This is a genomic window from Salinivibrio sp. SS2, from assembly GCF_001722075.1.
GTDB lineage: Bacteria > Pseudomonadota > Gammaproteobacteria > Enterobacterales > Vibrionaceae > Salinivibrio > Salinivibrio proteolyticus.
In genome coordinates this window covers 24,771-44,480 of sequence record NZ_MEBP01000002.1, presented here as the reverse complement: position 1 = coordinate 44,480, position 19,710 = coordinate 24,771, and the positions used below count along the sequence as shown (strand labels likewise).

Here is a 19,710-nt window from a genome sequence, read left to right as displayed (position 1 = left end):
AGAGGTGAATAATAGAGAGAGGTGAAAAAGAGAAAAGAAAAGGGATAAGAAGGAAAAGTGGGAGAAATGAAGCGAGAACGGTAGAAAGGTATGCAATGCCCAACCAGTGGTTAGAGGAGGGGGGGAAAGTTAATATTGAACAGGTAAGGACAGGGCATGTGTTTAGCATTTATGCTGAATGGAAGTGTGCATGAGCCGTATACGAGGTCCGTATGTACGGTTCTGTGAGAGGGATGAGGCGGCAACGCCTCACCCTACTCGATACAATTCACCGGATCCCTGATTTATTTAATAGTAGAGAGGTCAAGGGAGTCGGGGATGAGTCACGCGGTCGAACAAGCAAGAGAGTGGGCACGAGTCAGGCATGCGCTGCAACGATATGGTGCGCAGCCTTATCGCTGCCATCTCGATCATGTAGAGCGTATTGCTGCACCATATGGTGAGGACGCACGTATTGTCGCTCAGTTGCATGATATTCTTGAAGACACCGCCACGCGTGTCGAAGAGATCGCCGAACGCTTTGGGCCAACGATAGCGCGAGCGGTTATGCTGGTGACCGATCCGCGCAAACCGACCCGACATGAGAGAAAGCGGGCACTCAACCAGCGTTTGATCGCACTGGATCCTAGCGATGACGCCGCATGGCTTGCCCTGATTGTTAAAACCTGTGACCGTCTTGCCAATGTGATCGCAAGCAGTGAGCACAGTCCACCGCGTTTTCAGCAATACCAACGAGAGCATGGCGGCTTTCGGGTGGCCGTATACCGACCTGGTCTATGTGACAATTTATGGACGGAGTTAGATGGGCTGATTGATGCCGGCCAGCAAGCCGACCGGCATCCCGATCACCAACTTCACGCTTCGATATCGTAGATAGTCGGAATAGGTTGACGTTTGTGCTGGGTGGCTTGATAGACCTGAATGATCCTCTCTTTAACCGCCTCATCGACGGGCTTGCCTTCTAAGAAGTTATCAATTTGCTCATAGGTCAGCTGAAGCGCGTCTTCATCAGCTTTTTGCGGTGACAACTCCTCCAAATCCGCGGTCGGGATTTTATTGACCAATACCTCTGGCGCACCCAGTGCCGCAGCCAATTGGCGCACTTGTCGCTTGCTTAATCCAAATAGAGGAGCAAGGTCGCAGGCGCCATCACCGTACTTGGTATAGAAACCAGTAATGTTTTCCGCAGAATGATCGGTCCCAATCACTAATCCCTGAGTTAGTCCAGCAATCTCGTATTGAGCGACCATGCGAGCGCGTGCTTTGACGTTACCTTTGACGAAATCAAGGGTGCCTTCGTTATCGGGTAACAGATCCACCGCCGCGACGGCATCTAATACCGCACTGTGCGTGCCATCAACACCGGGTTTAACATTGACCGTGACCGTCTTGCTTGGCTTGATAAAGGATAATGCCAATTGTGCTTCGTCTTCATCTTTTTGCACGCCATAGGGCAAACGCACCGCGATAAATTGATAGTGATTGCGGCCGATCTCTTCGTTCAATTGCTCAACGGCTAGCTGGGCTAATCGACCACAAGTTGAAGAATCAACGCCCCCGCTAATACCTAATACCAGGCTGCGTGTTCCCGAGCGGGTGAGCATGGTCTTAATGAAGTGAATGCGGCGTGCAATTTCTGCTTGTGGATCGATAGAAGGTTGAACGCGCATTTCTTCGCGGATGTGTTGTTCCATGTTGTGTTCCTCTTGATTTCGCTTGCATGCGACCGACGTGATGATTCTTATTGGGTTTATTGTGCATGATCTCGCAAAGCTTGGGTATAGCTACGCCAAGATTAACCGTTATCACTGGTTACGAGATGGCCAATAACGTCGATCCGCTTCGCCGATGGTCGCGCAATCAGGCAGATACATGTAAACTTCGTGGCAAAGAGGAATGATATGACTGAAAAAATTGCCATTTTTGGCAGCGCGTTTAATCCGCCCACACGCGGGCATGCTTCTGTTATCGAACAGTTGACGCATTTTGATCGCGTACTGCTGGTACCGAGTTATAAGCATGCGTGGGGAAAATCGATGGCCTCGTTTGAGCAGCGTTGCCAATGGGTTGATGCCTTTATTCACGATTTGAACATGCCGCAGGCCACCTGCTGTCGCCTTGAAGCTGAGCTGGGTAAAAATAGTGACGCTGTCACAACTTATATGTTGCTGACCGCGCTGCAGGCACACTATTGCCACGCCGATCTGACTTTCGTCGTCGGGCCAGATAACTTATTAAAATTCGGCCAATTTGCACACAGTGAGCAGATCCTGGCGCGTTGGTCTGTGCTAGGAATGCCAGAATCCGTGAATGTACGCAGTACGTATATCCGCGATCGGCTGGCAAAAGGGCTGCCAGTCGACGACTTGACGACCCCAAGTGTTGCTAAGCAACTCAGCGATACAGCATTCTCGTTCTCTGATTAAGCGAGTACAGCGTGATATTCGTCGGATAGCGCAAGGGCGACATCGTAAGATAGCCCAAGCGACGTTGCCGCAGCTTCCAACTTGTTGCCGGATTTAAGCTGCGCCCTTAACTGGCGGACAGTGAGGTACTCGCACAACGCTGAATAGGTAAGCTGAGTGCAGGCCTGGAAGGTAAAATGCGCGTTGTCACCTTCGAGAGGCCGCCCAGCATTCGCTTGATCAACACAGGCCGCTACACATTGATAGCTAGCGTCCTTTGCGATTGCGGGTGATAGCGTCACCAGCTGATCGAGCAATACCCCATGCAGGCGACGCGTTGCCGGCGTGTTTTGGTTCGCACCGGATAACGGCTCAAGTGCTGTGAGTCCGGCATGCAATAATGCGCTGGGTATCACGTGGCCCGCAGACTGAGGAAGTGACACGGTCACTCTAGGCGATACCGTTAGCTGATGCAGGCTAGTGTGTGGCGTGATCATCAGTGCGTATAGACAATCAAACGGAAGCCAAAAGCCTTGGCCAGCGTACACGGGAATATCGTGTTTACCGAGACGTACGAGAACTAAACCGATTTCTACGTATAAGAAAGTGGCGGTATGGCGACGCTTTCGCGGGGTAAGCACGAGGCGATCTTGGTGATAGGCGGTGTATTCGCTGGTGTACTTCATGTCTGGCTCTCATTTTTACAGGCCGGCAATGTTGAGCACTTTTAAACAAGAGGTCAAGCCCCAATATGATTGAGGGAACTCATGAGTACAGTATAGGTCTGACCTCCAACCTCTATAAAATGTCGCTGGATTAACTTTGAATCCTTGTTTGACCGCGTAGAATGGCGCGGTTTTTATCAAATGAAACGGAAGAACGTGCAAATAGTTAACGATCCTTACCAAGACATCCGCCCTTATCATGATGATGAGGTACCTGCAGCGATTCATCGCTTGATCCAAGACGATGAGTTTATCAATGCGATCTTATCCTATCGTTATCCTCATGCTTCGGGCCCGCTAGGGTGGTTACTTAAGCCCGCACTTAAACTTTACCTTACCCAAAAGTGGCGCAACATTAAAACTGTACAAGACGTACAGCTGCATGTAGCGAGTTACATGCGCAAGATGATCAAAACATCATGTGACAACGTCACTGTTTCGGGGGTCGAGCACCTTTCGCCGGATAAAGCGTATCTCTTTGTCTCTAACCATCGTGATATTGCGATGGATCCCGCGCTGGTCAATTGGTGTTTGCATCAGCAAGGCTTAGATACAGTGCGTATCGCTATTGGTGATAATCTATTGCGTAAACCCTGTGCGACCGAGCTGATGAAGTTAAATAAGAGCTTTATCGTCAAACGCTCCGCCAGAGCGCCGCGTGAAATGATGAAATCGCTCTCTCAGCTGTCGGCGTACATACGCCATTCATTAGATGAAGGCCAGTCTATCTGGATTGCTCAGCGTGAAGGGCGTGCAAAAACAGGATTAGACATGACCGATCCTGCCATCCTCAAGATGTTCTACATGGAAGGGCGCAAAAACAAGCAATCCTTTGATGAGTACATGCAGGCGCTAAATATCGTGCCGGTGGCCATCTCATATCAAAATGATCCTTGCGACTTAGACAAAGCGACTGAGCTAGATGCCGTCAATCGTTTGGGCGCTTATGAAAAGAGTGAATTTGAAGATATTCAAACCATTGTAAAAGGCATTGTGGGGCAGAAGCGTCAAGTTCATGTCGCCTTCGGTGCGCCCGTGACGGTGTCACAAGCAACACCAGAGACGCTAGCGTCAGATATCGATCGCCAAATTCACTGTTTATATCGACTTTACCCTGCTAACTATATCGCTGCGGGGGAAGCGCATGACAGTGTTACCGCCGAAGAGCGCGCGCTGTTTGAACAAAAGTTGGCGCAAGCACCCGAGGCAGCACGCGATTATATTCGTCAGATGTACGCGAACCCGGTGATCAATGCGCAACGTGCCGCCAGCGATCAAGCGACGATATCGATAAATTAAGAGTGACAATGTCACTTATTGCTAGCGTGAAGGCGATCCCACACGGGCGGATCGCCCACTTCTTCGAGCATAAAGTCGATAAACTCGCGCACTTTAGGGGCTAAATGTTTGCGGCGAGGATAGACGATATAAATCGGGAGCGCGAGGCAGGGACGCCAGTCTGGTAAGATCTCAACCAGCTCACCTTTTTGAAGTTCATCATCGAGGAGGTAGGTCGCTAAATAGGCAATCCCCATCCCCGCTTTTACAGCTTCAAGCACGGCAGGGGCATTATTGATGTTGTAGCGGCCCGATACGCGAACGACTTGCCCATTGCCTGCTTTATTGAATGGCCATTTATCATAGCTGCGTTCGCGACTTTGATAAGTGATACAATCATGATGCCTCAAATCACTTAATTGACTTGGTGTTCCTTGCCGAGCTAAATAGTCCGGCGAGGCAACCAGTTTAAATTGGCAATCTGCGAGCTTGCGAGCCACCATTCCCTCCGGCGGTTGTTCATGGATCGCGACCCAGCAATCATAGCCTTCTTCAACCAGATTAGGGCGATGATCAAATAGTGTAATATCGAGATCGAGCGCAGGGTACTTTTGCCGAAATGTGGCAAAACTGCGAGTGATCAGCGTGTTACCAAATGACTGTGCGACACCGATACGCAATTTACCTGTTACTTCGTCACGATAACCTGCCACCATGGCTTCCGCTTCGTCTAGCGTTGCCATAAGTTGCGCACCATAGTCGGCGTATTGTGCGCCGATTTCCGTTAGCGACACTGAGCGCGTATTCCGCTGCACCAATTGCACCCCCAACCTGTCTTCCAAATAACGCACTTGCTTGCTGACTTGAGACTTTGAAATCCCTAACCGTTCTGCTGCGCGGGTGAAGTGTTGTTCTTGAGCCACGGTAGCCAAAACAACAATTTGTTGGAGGTGATCAAGCATTACTTACGCTTCCCTGAAAGTTGATAGCCAGAAGCGTACCACAGTTCAATCCAGCTCGGGAGAGCAGGGTATCATTTAGTGACACCGTCACGTCATAGTTAAGATACTCAAAGTTGGTATTGCACTTATTTCATAAAATACTATCCAAACGTGACAACCCACCAACTGCCAAAATCGTTTATCGCTTCAATCTTTATATGGCTAATAACGTATTCACCTATCGCCTTCCTGTTATCTACAACAAAACAAAATAAATATTTATCAATAACTTGAGCTTATTGTTTGCCAGTATAAACAATGGATAGCGTGAGTTGTAAGCACTCACTACAGTTGCTGTAATTTAATTACAGATAGGGAGTTACTGGGAATGATTATCAACTATTTATTAATTGTATTCATTTTATCAATCGATGATATCTGTTTATATTCATGGGCTAACATGGATAGAATTCAGGCTGGAGGTGGACATGATCGAATTACTCAAGCAGTTTTTTATCTTGGGCTGTATGTCATTTGGTGGCCCTGCGGCGCATATCGGTTATTTCGAGCGCGTTTTTGTGAAAGAGAAGCAGTGGCTGAGTGCAGAGACGTTTGCGTCAGGTTTAGCGATCAGCCAGTTTTTGCCGGGACCAGGTAGTAGTCAGCTTGGCATGTATATCGGCTATCAGCGCGCTGGTTATTGGGGGGCATTGGGGGCATTTATCGCGTTTACGTTGCCTTCTTTCGCGTTATTAACCGCAGCAGCGATGTTTAGCAGCAATGATACGGCGGGTTGGATAAGCACACTGATTAGCGCGGCTAAGTTATTGGCTGTGGTTGTGGTGATTGACGCGACTATATCGATGGGGCGAAAATTCATCCACTCGTTCACTACAGCGGTGATTGCAATTGTCACCACGGTATGGCTACTAGTGTCGCCGTCTGGCGTTGTTTACCAAGTACTCCCCATCTTACTCGCTGGCATGATCGGTGCTATTGGTTTTAAACAAACCAGTATTCAGACGGCTTCGATATCGATGGCGCACGCGCAACGGCGCAGCGGGATCATTCTCAGCCTGTTTGGATTTTTACTCACGGTTCCTTGGCTTTTCAATAGTGTCCTGCCGGTACAAGTCTTCAACCTGTTCTACCAAGCGGGAAGTTTTGTATTTGGCGGCGGCCATGTGGTGCTGCCGTTGTTAGAGCCCATTGTGGGTGACGTTGTCACAGACTCTGCATTGATTGAAGGCTACGCCGCCGCACAATTAGTGCCAGGTCCGATGTTTACCATGGCCAGCTATCTTGGTGCGACGGTTGAAGGACTATCGCCAATATGGGGCAGTATTATCGCCACAGTCGCAATCTTTTTACCCGGTGCGTTATTGATGTTTGGTGTATTGCCCGTGTGGGAGGCCGTTAAATCGCAGCCTAGATTGGCGGGGGCTATTATCATGATTAATGCCAGTGTTGTCGGACTCTTAGCGGCAGCACTTTATCAACCCGTATGGGTATCGGCGTATAGCCAGTGGACTGATTTAATCCCGATAGCCGTTGGCTTAGTGGCACTCATTAAATGGCGCTTATCGGTTTTTTGGGTGCTGTTAATGATGATTGGTTACCAGTGGTTCTTTTGATGCCTTCCAGCCCGATATGAGTTCGGGCTTTATTTTACTCCCTTAATGCACTATAACTTTATATGTTAATCACAAATTCAACACACTATCTGGTGGTCAAAGATATATCAGTAGCCAAGACAACAGGTATCATACCGTGTGGTGTCTAGATGTGGTGGGCAGAAAGTGCGGTGCCCCAAGCGGTTATAACTCTTGGGGCGATTGGTAGTGGAGATATCCTTTATAGCGAATATTGCCATGTCTGGCGGCTGCCGGTTTCCGATGCACGTTGAGCAAGTTCAATCGCGTAAATTACCTTAGTCGCTGATTCGGCGCTCACCGGGGAAGGGCGTTGATGTGTGATCGACTCTGCCAGTAAAGTAAAAAGTTGCTGGTATTGGCCAGTATGTAATGAACAAGTCATTTTAGTGACGCTGTCACCTTTCTCTAGCGTTGCTTCATGCGACTGAGTACCAAAGTTTTTGTCCAATATGGACATGGCTGCACGCAGTTGGTCTTCTTGAATATCTAACCCGTCGCAAGAGAAGGTTGCCTTTTCGCCGTGTACCGTAAAGCGCTCTGTGGTACCTGACCGATATGGGCTAGAGTTCAATATCACTTCGCTATCTGGGTAATGCAACGTGAGCTGAAAATAGTCAGTTGTTTGGCTGCCCGGGCGCAAAGCGCGACATTGTGCCGAAATAGCGTTTGGGTCTCCGAGCAGGGTTAGTGCTTGATCAATCAGGTGCGAACCTAAATCGAAAAGAATACCAGCCCCTTCGCCAGGCAGTTCTCGCCAACGTTGCCTTACTTCTGGGCGATAGCGGTTAAAGCTTGAATGCATGACTTTAATATCACCAAGCTCATCGTTTTCTAGCAGCGATTGGAGAGTCAGAAAGTCGCCATCCCAACGGCGATTATGGTAAGGACAGAGGATTAGGCCTTTTTCATCCGCCAATTTTGCCAGAGCAAGACCGTCTTCACTGCGCGTGACAAATGGCTTTTCCACCAGAACATGGCAACCGGCTTCGAGTGATTGGCGTGCGTGCTCATAATGCAGATGATTGGGTGTGGTAATGACGACCAAATCAGGACTTTCATGCTCAAGCAGCGTATTAATATCTGCGTAGCATGTCGCTTGGGGTAAATGCAGCCTGACGTTCTCGGGCTTACTGGAGACAACGGCCGTAATATCAAACTGCGACATCGCGTGAAGAAAAGGAAGATGGAATGTGTTGGCAGAAAAGCCGAAGCCAACCAATGCGGTTTTAATCATGAATAAACCCAAAATGGACGGTGTTTGGTTAAACCCTATAGAAAACCTCAAGGATGATCAATTGGCGCGCTCGACATCATCGATTATGCTAGTGCAATCAAGACTGAACGTATTAGAGAGACGCGGATGTGTCGTTATTTTAAAAGTGCTCAAGCCGGACACTGTTGAGCTATAATATACATCAAGTGCGCATTATGTATATTATGTTAAATGACATATCCGTCAGATCAAGATTGGCATCAATAAGACAAGCGCCTGCATTCCTCGTCGATACGTTTTGTCCTCTTCACTGTATTTACACGACTATTCAACGTAATTGTATATTTACCATAAAATAGCTAATCACCACTTTCTTTAATCCACTCAGTTCAAATGCTCCGCTTGACCTAAGGTGCTTCAATCTCGCAGTGATAAGCTAAATGATCATCTTTTATGGGTTATATTTAGTGTTATCTCAGCAGTTTCCGCCTGTTGACCTTTTTAGGTGCTGCAAGGTTTGCTACAGTTTTGCTAGTTTGTACGCGAACCGTTAAATAAGGGAAAAAATGAGAGCTCAAATAGTGGCTTGGCTGTTAGTCGCATTGACCAGCTTCAGTGTGTCTGCCGAGGATGAAGGCGAAGCCAAACAAGCCCCCGCACAACCTAAGTCGCATGCGGAACAAAGTATTTATGACAAGCCATTGATGGAACGCTATGTTATGGATGAGATTCGTAATCTCAGAACAGACTTCCAAGCTCTTGAAAAGCGTATGGTGGTTGAGATTACCGACCGTGAATTGGACGTAGCGGACAAATCACTTAACTATGCCAATGTCACTGTCACCTACTTTTTCTATTTGATTGCGGGCGCAGCATCACTGATCGCTCTAGTTGGTTGGCAATCGCTGCGTGATATCAAGAACAATACCAAAGAACTCGCTGATCAACAGTTATCGGAAATTGCTGAACAATATGAGCGAAAGTTCCAAGCGCTAGAGCGCGATTTGAAACGTAAAACACGTATCATCGCCGAGAATAACAAAGAAATTGAACGGATTAATGAGATCCATAACCTTTGGTTACGCGCACAGCATTCACAAACGCCAGAACAACGGATGGAAATCTACAATGAGATTTTAAAAATTCGCCCTGGTGATCTAGAAGCCCTTACTCATAAAGCGGATGCCGCGATGGAAATGGGTGAATACCACTGGGCGTTGAGTATTAGTAATCGTGTTTTAGAGGTGGATGACAAAAATGCCAACGCCCTCTTCCAGCGTGCTTGTGCTTATGCGCGTCTTGGTGCGGAAGAGCAAGCGATCTCCGACTTGGAAGTCGCAGTCGCGGAAAGTGCTTCGCTGCGTGAGGCGGCTCGTGAGGAAGCTGATTTTGAATCACTTCACGGTAACGAGCGCTTTGACGTGTTGATTGATCCGGAGAGTAATCCTTAGTCAGCATGCTGTACGACAAATCACTGACAATGGGCAGCATACGCTGCCCGTTTTTTATCCACCGGCGAGTTTGACGGTGTGGCCTTTTTTCTCAAGGTGGGCTTTGATTTGATCGCGTTTATCCCCTTGGATCTCGATAACGCCGTCTTTAATCGCGCCACCACAGCCGCATACCTTTTTAAGCTCGGCGGCGAGTAGTTTTAATGCCGCGTCTTCAAGGTCCAGCCCTGTTACTAAGCTAACGCCCTTCCCTTTGCGCCCTTTTGTTTGGCGCTGAATACGAACGATGCCATCTCCCTTTGGGCGAACTGGCTTTTCCGGTGCCTCTTTGATGCGGCCGGTTTCGGTAGAATAAACTAATCGGTTGTTGTCAGACATGGTGTATACGTAATGTGAAAACCTTGGTGAGACTATACCAAAACAAAAAGCGGCTTTGCAGATAAAGCCGCTTATCTTATTGGTTGGTATACATTGCGTGTATTAGGCGCGCAGTTTTTCGCCGTTGCGATCAATATAAAGTTTGAGGGCGGGTAAGGTTCCTTTCATCAGATTTCCCCGAACCATCATGTACCAGCCCTTTTCGTCTTTCTCGGGATCGTCATTCATCAGGCGAAACCCTTTGTACTCTTCAACTTGGCGGGTTTGTTTACGAGCAAGCGCATCAAACTCGGCAGGATCAGTCACCATGCTGGTATCGACCCACCACTCAATCGACTTTTTGACGCCAGTTAAGCTGCCAGACACAACTTTACCGCCTAGCCGCGCACGATACACCTCTTGGATATCACCAGAGCCTTCTACTTTCTCAATGGCGTAACCACGGTGAAAAAGGCGTTGGGTCATAGTTTCCTCCTGATGCCGTTCCCACAACAGTAATCTACCTATTATGAGTTACGAACCTAATAAATTTTTAGACTATTATCACGTTGAGTTCGAGGATTTTCACTCATTTTCAGACCTTGACAGACAGGTGAGTATATAAAGTGCGATATGTTTCAAGTTTCACTCTGTGGTTGATGATAATATAGGTACAAACAATAAAAGTTATAGTGCGTTATGAAGAAGATTAATCCCATTGATAACAACAATTTAAGTGCGAGCATTCAAAGATTTAATCAGGGCACACTCTCCATTGACGATTGGGATAGCGTGACAGAGTCTCGGTATAGTCGAAACTCACTACTGAGCTATCGAAATGATTGGCAAGTTTTTGTTTCTTTTTGTCAAAGCCAACATGTCACGGCGTTACCCTGCGCAGTGATAACGCTGCGTCGATTTGCGGAACTCACCTCCCAACAGCGAAAAGTATCGGCGATTCGCCGAATTATTGTCACTGTAGGCTTGGTACATCGCTTACACCGTCAGCGAGATCCGAGTAAGCATCGCGAAGTGAAATATGCCATGGCGCGGTTACTTGCCGCGAAACTCCCAGAAGCAAAAGAAGCCGCGCCATTTAGAAAAAGACACCTGTCAGCACTTAGAGAGCATTTCCAGTCAAGCAAGCGACTACGCGATATTCGTGATCTTTTGATTTGGTCATTGTGTTATGAGGGCTTACTCAAACGCAGTGAACTCGCTGCACTCGCCGCAGAAGATGTTCTGTATGACGGCGAAAAGGCCTATATGATGATTGGCGAGCAACGGGTTGTGCTATCTGAACAAACTGCAGTGACACTCGCTACTTGGCTCGAGTACAGTGGGATCCATCAAGGCCCCCTACTGCGACGAATTAATAAGCATGGCCACTTAGGCGACACGCCGTTAGACCCCTCGTCAATTTATCGCGTTTTTCGCCGCGCCAGTGACGTGTTAGGGGAATCAGTGGTGTTTTCTGGACAATCACCCCGCGTGGGAGCCAGTAAAGCGCTGGCAAAGCAGGGATTAAGTATCAAGCAAATCCAACATCTGGGCCGTTGGAAAAGCCCGGCTATGCCGGCGCAATATGTCGGCAACCGCGAAGCCAGTGAGCAAGCCAAAGCACGTTACCGACATAAAAAGCCTACAGAGTAGCGCCTAAATCATCCGTTTGCCTGTTGCCTTGCTAATACATTGGGCGAGGTATTCGTGGAAAGGATAACCATGATGTTCTACCAATTTGGGGAACATCGAAATAGGGGTCATTCCTGGGAAAGTATTGATTTCATTAAGTAAGATTTGGTTATCGTCACTCAAAAAGAAGTCGATACGAGACAAATCTTTTAAGCGTAGGTGCACAAACGCTTGACGCGCATACTGCTGAATCGCCTCTATTTGTTCATTCGTGAGGTTTGCCGCTTCAATGTGCGTATTGCTGTGGCTGCCGTCGCTGTACTTTTCCTCGTAGGTGTAGAAGGTGTCCTCAGGACAGCTGATTTCGCCCGGTGGGGTGACAATCACATCCTCTCCCATGTGAAATGCGGCGACTTCAAGCTCACGTGGTTTAATCGCTTTCTCGATAAGTACTTGGTCTGAAAACGTAAACGCATCTGCAATTCGCGCGTCTAGCTCATCTTCTTTCGCCACACGGTAGCAGCCCACGCTGGATCCCTGACTTGCCGCTTTTACAAAAACGGCCCCTTGCTCGTCATAAAAAGTACGTGCCCGAGTCAAGCTACTTGGGCTTTGATCGGTTAAAAATACATAAGGTGTGTTCGGAATCCCGAGGGCGTCAAACCATAACTTAGAGGTAATTTTATTAAAGCACACTCGGCTCGCTTCAGGTCCGCAGCCGAGATACGGCAAACCTGTGATTTCTAACAATGATTGAATATCGCCTGTCTCACCGGGAAAGCCGTGAATACAAGGCACCACATAATGGATTTGGGTGTGTTCTACCTTGCTACACAGCATGCCATCGGTATCCAAATGGCAGCGCATGCCATCCGCTAAATGCCAACCTTGATCGGTCATTTCCACTTTATGGACTTTCACTCGCGGCATTTTTGCCAGTTGTGACTCAAGGTACTGAGCCGAAATCAAAGAAATCGCATGTTCAGCGCCACCGCCACCACACAGCAAAAGAAGGTTTATTTTACTCATCATTTTCTCACAAGACGTGCCATGCACGTATTTTGCTGACTTTTAAGCCATAGTAGACAATTGTTCGCTAGCTTTCATTATCCAAACAGCTTTTATGTCCGCTTTGATAGCCGATTGCTTGTCAATTATACAAGTGAATGCAGCCCATCACAGGCGCTCAACTATGCGTTACTCACCACACACAAAAAAGCCGGCAAATCGCCGGCCTGTTCAGAAAATGGTGCGCTTAGTTAACGCGCACCATTTGTGGGTTGGACGACCGTTTGATATCCGCAATGGAGCGAACAAATGGTCCATATTGGCGCACTGTTTGTGGAAGCGCCTGAATCGCTTGCTTGGCTGCATCTCGGGTTGGGTATTCGCCATAAAGCAAGGTGTACCAAGGCAAACCATCGACCATTTTTTTATTGCTCCAAAGCGGCTGATCGCTGGGTAAGCGTTTAGCGTAATCGCTAAATCCACGATCGTGACTCAGTGCCACAACTTGAATAGTATAGCCCGGCCCTTGTTTCGCGGGTTTTACCGTTTGCTTTTTAGGCGCAGGCTTTGGCTGAGCTTGTGGCATCGGCTCCGCTTTCGCCATCTCTGGCTGTTCTGTCGCACGGGTATCGGTCGACTCAATGGTCTGACTATAAATTTCGGTAGTGACGCCGCCACCGCTGCATCCCGTCAAGAGCGCGGCAACAGCCAATAAGGCCAATTTTTTCATTGCAATTCTGTCAGTTATCCAAGTTTGTGTCATTGTGCCCCCGACCTAACAACCATTCAATAAAAACTTAGGTGGCGGCGTAAGGTTTCGGCTGCAGCTCACAGATGGCCACCCCTGCCTGTTTTTCAGTGTATCGTGTTGAATAAATTCTGCTCCGCACAGATCACATTGCGTTAAAAAAAACCGCTGAATTCAAGCATGAATAGATACACTAGCTGACAATCTGTCCTGTTTCTCGGCTTATCATGCCACGCAAAGGGGGAGCGTTATGTCAGGGATTGATCAGTTGCTTAAACCCAAATCAATCGCGGTTGTTGGTGCCTCAGACCGAGCTAACCGTGCTGGGTATGTGGTGACTCGCAATCTGCAATCGGGGGGATTTCAAGGTCCAATCATGCCCGTCACGCCGAAATATCAAGCGGTTGCGGGGATACTGGCCTACAAAACCATCGAAGCACTGCCATTAGTGCCTGACTTAGCTATCCTATGTACCCGTGGCGAGTACAATCTTAGCCTCATCGAACAGCTGGGCGAACGTGGCGTCAAGTTAGTGATCGTGCTAGCAGCGGGCATGCGCGGGCAATTTAATGAGCAAGGCGAAAGTCACTTTTCGCGCATGCAGGCCATTGCGGCGCGCTACACCATGCGGGTGCTTGGACCAAACAGTCTGGGGATGATTCTGCCTTGGCTGAATTTGAATGCGTCGTTTGCACCTGTGTCTGCCAATAAAGGAAACATTGCCTTTATTTCTCAATCCGCCGCTGTCTGTACCACGATTTTAGACTGGGCCAAAAATAAGCGAATCGGCTTCTCGACCTTTATTTCACTCGGCGAAGCCTGCGACATCGACTTTCCCGAGTTATTGGATTATCTGTGTCGTGACAGTAAAACCGATGCCATTCTGCTCTATGTCGACTCAATCCGTGATGCGAGACGGTTTATTTCCGCTGCTCGTGCCGCGGCACGTAACCGACGTATTTTGGTGCTAAAAAGTGGCCGCACTCGCGGTGGCTCGGTGGCCTTGGAACAACTGAGCCATACCAACATGGGCCTCGATGCCGCCTATGACGCGGCCATTCGTCGCTCGGGGATGCTGCGCGTAAATAACACTCACGAGCTATTTGCCGCAGTCGAAACCTTGTCACACTCCGTTCCTTTACGTGGCGAGCGTTTGGCCATTATTACCAATGGCGGCGGCCCTGCTGTCATGGCAGTCGATACACTGATGGATTCGGGCGGTAAATTGGCGTCTCTTAGTGAGAAAACTATTGAAGCATTGAATCAGGTATTACCCGCAAGTTGGTCGCGTACCAACCCGATCGATATCGTGGGCGATGCGGACACACAACGATACCAAGCTGCTATCGATATTCTCTTGGCGAGTGATGATGCTGATGCACTGCTTATCATGCATTCACCCTCCGTCACGGCGCCGGGGCTGGCTACCGCGAAAGCCATTATCGCTGCTCTCAAGGAAAATCCGCGCGCGCGGCGTTTTAATATTCTCACCAACTGGCAAGGCGAAGGCGATGACGCCACCGTTGCTCGACTAGCATTTACCCATGCTGGCTACCCGACCTATCGTACGCCAGAAAGCGCCGTTACCGCCTACATGCATTTGGTAGAGTACCGGCGTAACCAAAAGCAGTTGATGGAAACGCCCACGTCCACCGGACAAACAGACTACGACTTGCCGGCAGTTCGCGCCTTTATCGATCAAGCCGAAGATATTGAGCACCTCACTCTCACCACACATGAAGTCCGCCCTCTTCTTGAAGCGTATGGCTTGCACGTCATGTCCACCTGGCTGGCGAGTGATCCGGTCGAAGCGGCGCAAATTGCCGAGCAAGTGGGCTATCCAGTTGCAGTGAAACTGAGATCGCCGGATATCCAGCATAAATCGGATGTACAAGGCGTGATGCTCAATTTGCGCACAGCTGCTGAAGTAGCGAATGCTTCACAAGCTATTTTGGACCGCGTGTCTATGACGTATCCAAACGCACGCATTCAAGGCTTACTGATTCAATCCATGGCTCCCCGCGCCGGTGCGCAAGAGTTAAGAGTGACAATCACTAATGATCCCGTGTTTGGCACCATTATCTTATTGGGTGAAGGTGGTTCGGACTGGGACGTGACCAAAGATGCTGCGGTGGCGATCCCTCCGCTCAATATGGCATTAGCACGCTATTTGGTAATTGGCGCGATCAAGTCTGGCAAAATCAAACAGCGCGGCTTCCCCGTTTCCATTGATGTGCCCAGCTTGTGCCGCTTTTTAGTGACACTGTCACAGATGATTATTGACTGCCCGGAAATTAACGAACTGGATATTCACCCACTATTAGTCGCGGGCGACGAGCTCACCGTATTAGACGCCTCCCTACAACTGCGTGATTACGCCGGTAGTCAGCATCAACGTTTGGCGATACGCCCCTATCCTAAAGAACTCGAGCAGCAGGTCACCTTAAAAAATGGCGATACATTGCTATTACGTCCGATTCTTCCCGAAGATGAGCCGACCCACAAAGCGTTTGTAGAGCAAGTATCGGAGGAGGATCTTTATCGGCGATTCTTCTCTGACGTGGGTGAACTCAACCATGAGGCCCTCGCCAACCTCACTCAGATTGACTATGACCGAGAAATGGCACTAGTAGCGACCTATACCTCCCCTTCTGGACAAGAAGAAATCTGGGGAGTGGTCCGTTTATTGGCCGATCCTGAAAATACAGAAGCCGAGTTCGCCGTGTTAGTGCGCTCGGATTTAAAAGGCGTTGGCCTTGGCAGTATATTGATGACTGCGATCATCGATTACGCCAAACAGGCCGGCCTGTCTCGCATTACCGGTATGACGATGCCAGCGAACCGAGGCATGATTGGATTAGCACAAAAGTGCGGTTTTAGTATTGATGTGCAAATGGCAGACGGCGTGGTGGATATGCTGCTGCCACTACATAAAAACCAAGATGCATAAACCGACTACGGCGTATCAATTGGAATGTCACCGGCTTGCAAATAGGGAGCAAGCAGCTTAGGGACTTGCCGCACCAACCAAGATTTCGCATTGCCCATACGGTTGCGCTTCCACGCGAGTCCCATCTTTAACTCGAAAGGTGTACTGCCCTTCAATAGCTTAAGGCGACCCGCTTTCAAGTCATCTTGGACCCAAAACCACGGTAAAGTACCAATCCCCTGACCTGCCAATATCGCTTGATACTTATCATGCATCGAGCTGACGGTTAAACGCGGTTGATCTTCCAACACATTGTAGGTAATCGGCTGCATGCCGCGTGCAGTATCGGCAACCGCAACTCCCCGATAACCAGCCCGAATATCCGGGTCGACAGGTCGCGATTCCTTATGAATGGGATGGTCAGGCGTGGCAACCCAGTACGCACTCATTTCCCCCAAAGGCTGTACCTTGATCCCTTGAGGAACTGACGCTGGGATCGGCGCAATCAGCACATCTGCTCTATCTTGCGCGAGAGATTCCCAGCACCCGGCAAGAATTTCTTCTGACAGTTTCAAACGCGTGCTGCTTTTATTGGCAAGGCGCTCAATGAGCGGGAAAAAGAACGCACTTTTAAACAAACCGTCGTAGGCAAGCCGAATTTCGAGCTCCCATCCATGAGCTAACGACGCCGCATCGGCAATCATCTCATCGGCCGCGTTCAGTAATAAGCGTCCGCGCTCTACCAATAAATGGCCGGCGTCGGTAAATGTCGCGCGGTGACCGGACCGATCAAAGATCACTAGTCCAAGCTCATCTTCCAGCTTTTGAACTTGATAGCTCAGTGAGGAAGGGGCTCGATTAAGTGACTCCGCTGCGGCGGCAAAACTGCCTTTTCGCTCAATGGCATCTAAAACCTGTAACGCTTCAAACGACAACATAGTGCTTCTCTTAATCTACATCACGGAACGTCGTAAGGAGCTGACGACGTGCGACGCAAATGGGGACCTATAAAGTCTTAACACTTTAGCAGGGTTTTCAGTGCACTCCTACTTCAAAAGCCAATTTAAAACGACTATCAGATGATAAGATAAAGACAATAAATCAGCGATATAGCACAAAATCGTCACCGGGTTTATTTCCTTTCAACAAGAACTGTCATACAGTAAATGAGAGGTGACGATGAGACTAGACCGGATTGAAATAGCAGGCTTTCGTGGCATTAAGCGCCTGTCACTACAAGTTGATGAACTCACCGTTTTAATCGGTGAAAACGCGTGGGGTAAATCTTCCCTTCTCGACGCATTAGAAATCGCGTTGCATCCTAGTGGTGATCGCCCTAGCTTCAAACGCTCGGACTTTCATGTTGACCACACCCTAGGGATTGCCCCAGAACAACAATTTCAAATCGTACTGCGTTGGCAAGAAAGCTTTGCTGGCGAACATAAAGCTCGCCGCTATCGACGCTTTACACCGGTGTGGAATGGCGAGCATGAGGGTTGCCGTACTCTCGATTATCGCTTGAGCGCCACCACAGAAGAAAGCAAAGTCCACGTACGTCGCGAGTTTCTATCCAGTCAGGGCGATGTCATTCAAGATATCGAGAGCGATGCGCTGGCACAGCATCTCATGCAGATCCACCCTGTGGTGCGGGTACGCGATGCAAGACGCATGCGAGTGCCCGGACAAACAGTGACCAAAGACAATACTCGCCTTGAGCAACGGCTCGATAATACCTATCGCCGGTTGTTAATGATGCCCGGACACGTTAATAAAGGAGAGATTAAGAGCGGACTACATGCGATGCGGCAACTGCTAGATCATTACTTTGCCGTGCAAGAGCACGACCGCCCTCCCTATCCCATCCATGCTCCCGGAACGCTAGCTTTTACCCATAATCAAATGCATCCCTTAGAAGCGGTGGCCAACAATACCTCCAATCAAAGCCACCTTATCCTGATGGGACTGTTGAGCGCATTTGTGCGGGCGAGAGGGCCAAAGCAGCTTAAGCGAAATGCGCGACCGATCATGGTATTTGAGGATCCTGAAGGTCGCCTGCACCCCACCTTATTGAATCAAGCTTGGCGCCTTATCCAGTTGATGCCGATGCAAAAAATACTGACCACCAATAGTGGTGATCTTTTGGCGGGGGTTCAACTTGATCATATCCGAAGATTGGTACGCCATCCGACCGAAACACGCAGCCACCAAGTCCCCTCACAGCTGTTAAGTAAAGATGAACGCCGTCGCGTTACCTTTCATGTCCGCTTTCATCGCCCCAGTGCCTTGTTTGCGCGCTGCTGGCTGTTGGTTGAAGGCGAGACGGAGATTTGGTTATTTAATGAGCTCGCTCGCTTGCAAGGTTATGACCTCGCTGCCGAAGGCGTCCACTTAATTGAATTTGCACAAAGCGGTCTACGTCCATTAATCAAAACCGCCAAAGCCTTGGGGATTGAATGGCACCTCGTCGCCGATGGTGATATGGCCGGGAAGAAGTATGCCGCAACAGCGCGCGGACAGATTGAGAATCAGCCGGAGGGCGTCAGGCTTACCGTTTTGCCGGATAAAGACATTGAACATTTCTTGTATAACAACGGCTATGAACCTTTGTTCCGAGATATGGCAGGCATGACAAGCCAACAGCCTCACATGAATGACAGGCGCATCATTACCAAGGCACTCAAGCGTTACGCCAAACCTGATGCCGCGCTCGCGATCATCGCCTATACCGAGAACGAACTAAAAACGCCGATCCCTAAGTTACTCCGGTGGATCTTACAACGCGCGATCGGCTTAGCCAGAGGGATGGGCTAATTAGCCCTCCTTGTTGATACGTTGGAAAAACAGCGTCACTTTCCCAACTTCAACTCCCCATTTGCGCATCGAGGTGACATTAAACAAATGGTCTGAATCTTGTCGGAACATCCAGTCGTCAAAGTGCAGTTGATACTCGCTATCGCCAACGGGCACAACCAAATCATAGCGCCAATTTAACGCATTCCCTTCGACAACCCCTGTCGCAGTGCCCACGATATCTCCGGCGGTCCCTGAATAGGTGCCGTCTGCGTGGCGGGTAATCGTCCAAACACGCGTTTGGGTCTCGCCGTCGTCATACACAAAGGACTCGTCGAGTGTCAGTGTATCGCCATCCACAGTACCAATGATATCTACCTCAAAACGCCGACGTTGCTCACCAGAAAAATCTTGCACCATACCCCATGCTTTTGTGTGTCCTTCAAAATACTCAAACAAGTCAAACGCAGGGGTACGAGCTTTGTAGTCTTCAATGTCCGCTGAACACGCTGTCAACAGAAGCGCCGCTACGGCGAGCAAGGCCCACTGAATACGCTGCCGGATCTGCCTCATCGGTA

The 19,710-nt window shown here is 49.1% G+C and carries 19 protein-coding genes; 9 read left to right on the top strand and 10 right to left on the bottom strand.

The genetic code is table 11. The features are described 5' to 3' along the window. Nucleotides 1-318: 318 nt before the first annotated feature. Nucleotides 319-873: an HD domain-containing protein gene (locus tag BGK46_RS00330; protein ID WP_069586474.1), complete on the top strand. Its 555-nt coding sequence runs from the start codon at nt 319-321 to the stop codon at nt 871-873. Here BGK46_RS00330 and nadE read toward each other — a convergent pair. After that, the gene (nadE, locus tag BGK46_RS00325; RefSeq protein WP_069586473.1) at nt 855-1,694 is read right to left on the bottom strand and encodes an ammonia-dependent NAD(+) synthetase; all 840 of its coding nucleotides are present in this window, start codon (nt 1,692-1,694) and stop codon (nt 855-857) included. The two genes, BGK46_RS00330 and nadE, sit on opposite strands and share 19 nt — an antisense overlap. A gap of 207 nt (nt 1,695-1,901) precedes the next feature. Between nadE and BGK46_RS00320 the strand changes: the two genes are divergently transcribed. After that, nucleotides 1,902-2,426, top strand: a complete 525-nt coding sequence (locus tag BGK46_RS00320; protein WP_069586472.1) for a nicotinate-nicotinamide nucleotide adenylyltransferase — start codon at nt 1,902-1,904, stop codon at nt 2,424-2,426. Here the strand turns inward: BGK46_RS00320 and BGK46_RS00315 are convergent. Next, nucleotides 2,423-3,091, bottom strand: a complete 669-nt coding sequence (locus BGK46_RS00315) for a hypothetical protein (RefSeq protein ID WP_069586471.1) — start codon at nt 3,089-3,091, stop codon at nt 2,423-2,425. The two genes, BGK46_RS00320 and BGK46_RS00315, sit on opposite strands and share 4 nt — an antisense overlap. A 195-nt stretch (nt 3,092-3,286) precedes the next feature. Between BGK46_RS00315 and BGK46_RS00310 the strand changes: the two genes are divergently transcribed. Next, nucleotides 3,287-4,429 carry a 1-acyl-sn-glycerol-3-phosphate acyltransferase gene (locus tag BGK46_RS00310; protein ID WP_069586470.1) on the top strand — a complete coding sequence of 381 codons (1,143 nt, stop codon included), beginning with the start codon at nt 3,287-3,289 and terminating at the stop codon, nt 4,427-4,429. Between the two features lie 11 nt (nt 4,430-4,440). Here BGK46_RS00310 and BGK46_RS00305 read toward each other — a convergent pair whose 3' ends face one another. Next, the gene (locus BGK46_RS00305; protein ID WP_069586469.1) at nt 4,441-5,370 is read right to left on the bottom strand and encodes a LysR family transcriptional regulator; all 930 of its coding nucleotides are present in this window, start codon (nt 5,368-5,370) and stop codon (nt 4,441-4,443) included. A gap of 467 nt (nt 5,371-5,837) precedes the next feature. On the opposite strand from BGK46_RS00305, the gene chrA reads away from it, so the two are divergent. Continuing rightward, entirely contained in the window at nt 5,838-6,983 is a 1,146-nt protein-coding gene (gene chrA, locus BGK46_RS00300) for a chromate efflux transporter (RefSeq protein WP_069586468.1), read from the top strand. Between the two features lie 220 nt (nt 6,984-7,203). On the opposite strand, the gene BGK46_RS00295 is transcribed toward chrA, so the two are convergent. Then, nucleotides 7,204-8,238 (bottom strand): Gfo/Idh/MocA family oxidoreductase, encoded by a 1,035-nt coding sequence (locus tag BGK46_RS00295; protein ID WP_069586467.1) that lies wholly within the window; start codon nt 8,236-8,238, stop codon nt 7,204-7,206. On the opposite strand from BGK46_RS00295, the gene BGK46_RS17530 reads away from it, so the two are divergent. Together BGK46_RS17530 and BGK46_RS00290 are read left to right on the top strand one after the other, a co-directional pair. Continuing rightward, nucleotides 8,237-8,413: a hypothetical protein gene (locus BGK46_RS17530; protein ID WP_175418614.1), complete on the top strand. Its 177-nt coding sequence runs from the start codon at nt 8,237-8,239 to the stop codon at nt 8,411-8,413. The genes BGK46_RS00295 and BGK46_RS17530 overlap by 2 nt on opposite strands. Before the next feature lie 370 nt (nt 8,414-8,783). Beyond that, complete coding sequence (locus BGK46_RS00290; protein ID WP_084781167.1) at nt 8,784-9,668, top strand: TPR end-of-group domain-containing protein; 885 nt, start codon at nt 8,784-8,786, stop codon at nt 9,666-9,668. A 54-nt stretch (nt 9,669-9,722) separates the two neighbouring features. Here the strand turns inward: BGK46_RS00290 and yciH are convergent, their stop codons facing one another. Continuing rightward, nucleotides 9,723-10,046, bottom strand: a complete 324-nt coding sequence (yciH, locus tag BGK46_RS00285; RefSeq protein ID WP_069586466.1) for a stress response translation initiation inhibitor YciH — start codon at nt 10,044-10,046, stop codon at nt 9,723-9,725. A 102-nt stretch (nt 10,047-10,148) separates the two neighbouring features. Further along, nucleotides 10,149-10,511, bottom strand: a complete 363-nt coding sequence (locus BGK46_RS00280) for a DUF3319 domain-containing protein (RefSeq protein WP_069586465.1) — start codon at nt 10,509-10,511, stop codon at nt 10,149-10,151. A gap of 213 nt (nt 10,512-10,724) precedes the next feature. Between BGK46_RS00280 and BGK46_RS00275 the strand changes: the two genes are divergently transcribed. Continuing rightward, nucleotides 10,725-11,678: a tyrosine-type recombinase/integrase gene (locus BGK46_RS00275; protein WP_069586464.1), complete on the top strand. Its 954-nt coding sequence runs from the start codon at nt 10,725-10,727 to the stop codon at nt 11,676-11,678. A 3-nt stretch (nt 11,679-11,681) separates the two neighbouring features. Here BGK46_RS00275 and BGK46_RS00270 read toward each other — a convergent pair whose 3' ends face one another. Beyond that, nucleotides 11,682-12,686 (bottom strand): D-alanine--D-alanine ligase, encoded by a 1,005-nt coding sequence (locus BGK46_RS00270; RefSeq protein ID WP_069586463.1) that lies wholly within the window; start codon nt 12,684-12,686, stop codon nt 11,682-11,684. A 226-nt stretch (nt 12,687-12,912) separates the two neighbouring features. After that, a complete protein-coding gene (locus tag BGK46_RS00265; protein ID WP_069586462.1) occupies nt 12,913-13,395 on the bottom strand; it encodes an SPOR domain-containing protein in 483 nt (160 codons plus the stop codon). A gap of 268 nt (nt 13,396-13,663) precedes the next feature. On the opposite strand from BGK46_RS00265, the gene BGK46_RS00260 reads away from it, so the two are divergent. Continuing rightward, nucleotides 13,664-16,363, top strand: coding sequence for a bifunctional acetate--CoA ligase family protein/GNAT family N-acetyltransferase (locus BGK46_RS00260; RefSeq protein WP_069586461.1), 2,700 nt, complete (start codon nt 13,664-13,666; stop codon nt 16,361-16,363). A gap of 5 nt (nt 16,364-16,368) precedes the next feature. On the opposite strand, the gene BGK46_RS00255 is transcribed toward BGK46_RS00260, so the two are convergent. Further along, nucleotides 16,369-17,280 carry a LysR family transcriptional regulator gene (locus BGK46_RS00255; protein WP_069586460.1) on the bottom strand — a complete coding sequence of 304 codons (912 nt, stop codon included), beginning with the start codon at nt 17,278-17,280 and terminating at the stop codon, nt 16,369-16,371. 241 nt (nt 17,281-17,521) lie between these two features. On the opposite strand from BGK46_RS00255, the gene BGK46_RS00250 reads away from it, so the two are divergent. Further along, a complete protein-coding gene (locus BGK46_RS00250; RefSeq protein WP_069586459.1) occupies nt 17,522-19,153 on the top strand; it encodes a DUF2813 domain-containing protein in 1,632 nt (543 codons plus the stop codon). Here the strand turns inward: BGK46_RS00250 and BGK46_RS00245 are convergent, their stop codons facing one another. Further along, nucleotides 19,154-19,705, bottom strand: a complete 552-nt coding sequence (locus tag BGK46_RS00245) for a DUF3833 domain-containing protein (RefSeq protein WP_069586479.1) — start codon at nt 19,703-19,705, stop codon at nt 19,154-19,156. Between the last annotated feature and the right edge of the window lie 5 nt (nt 19,706-19,710).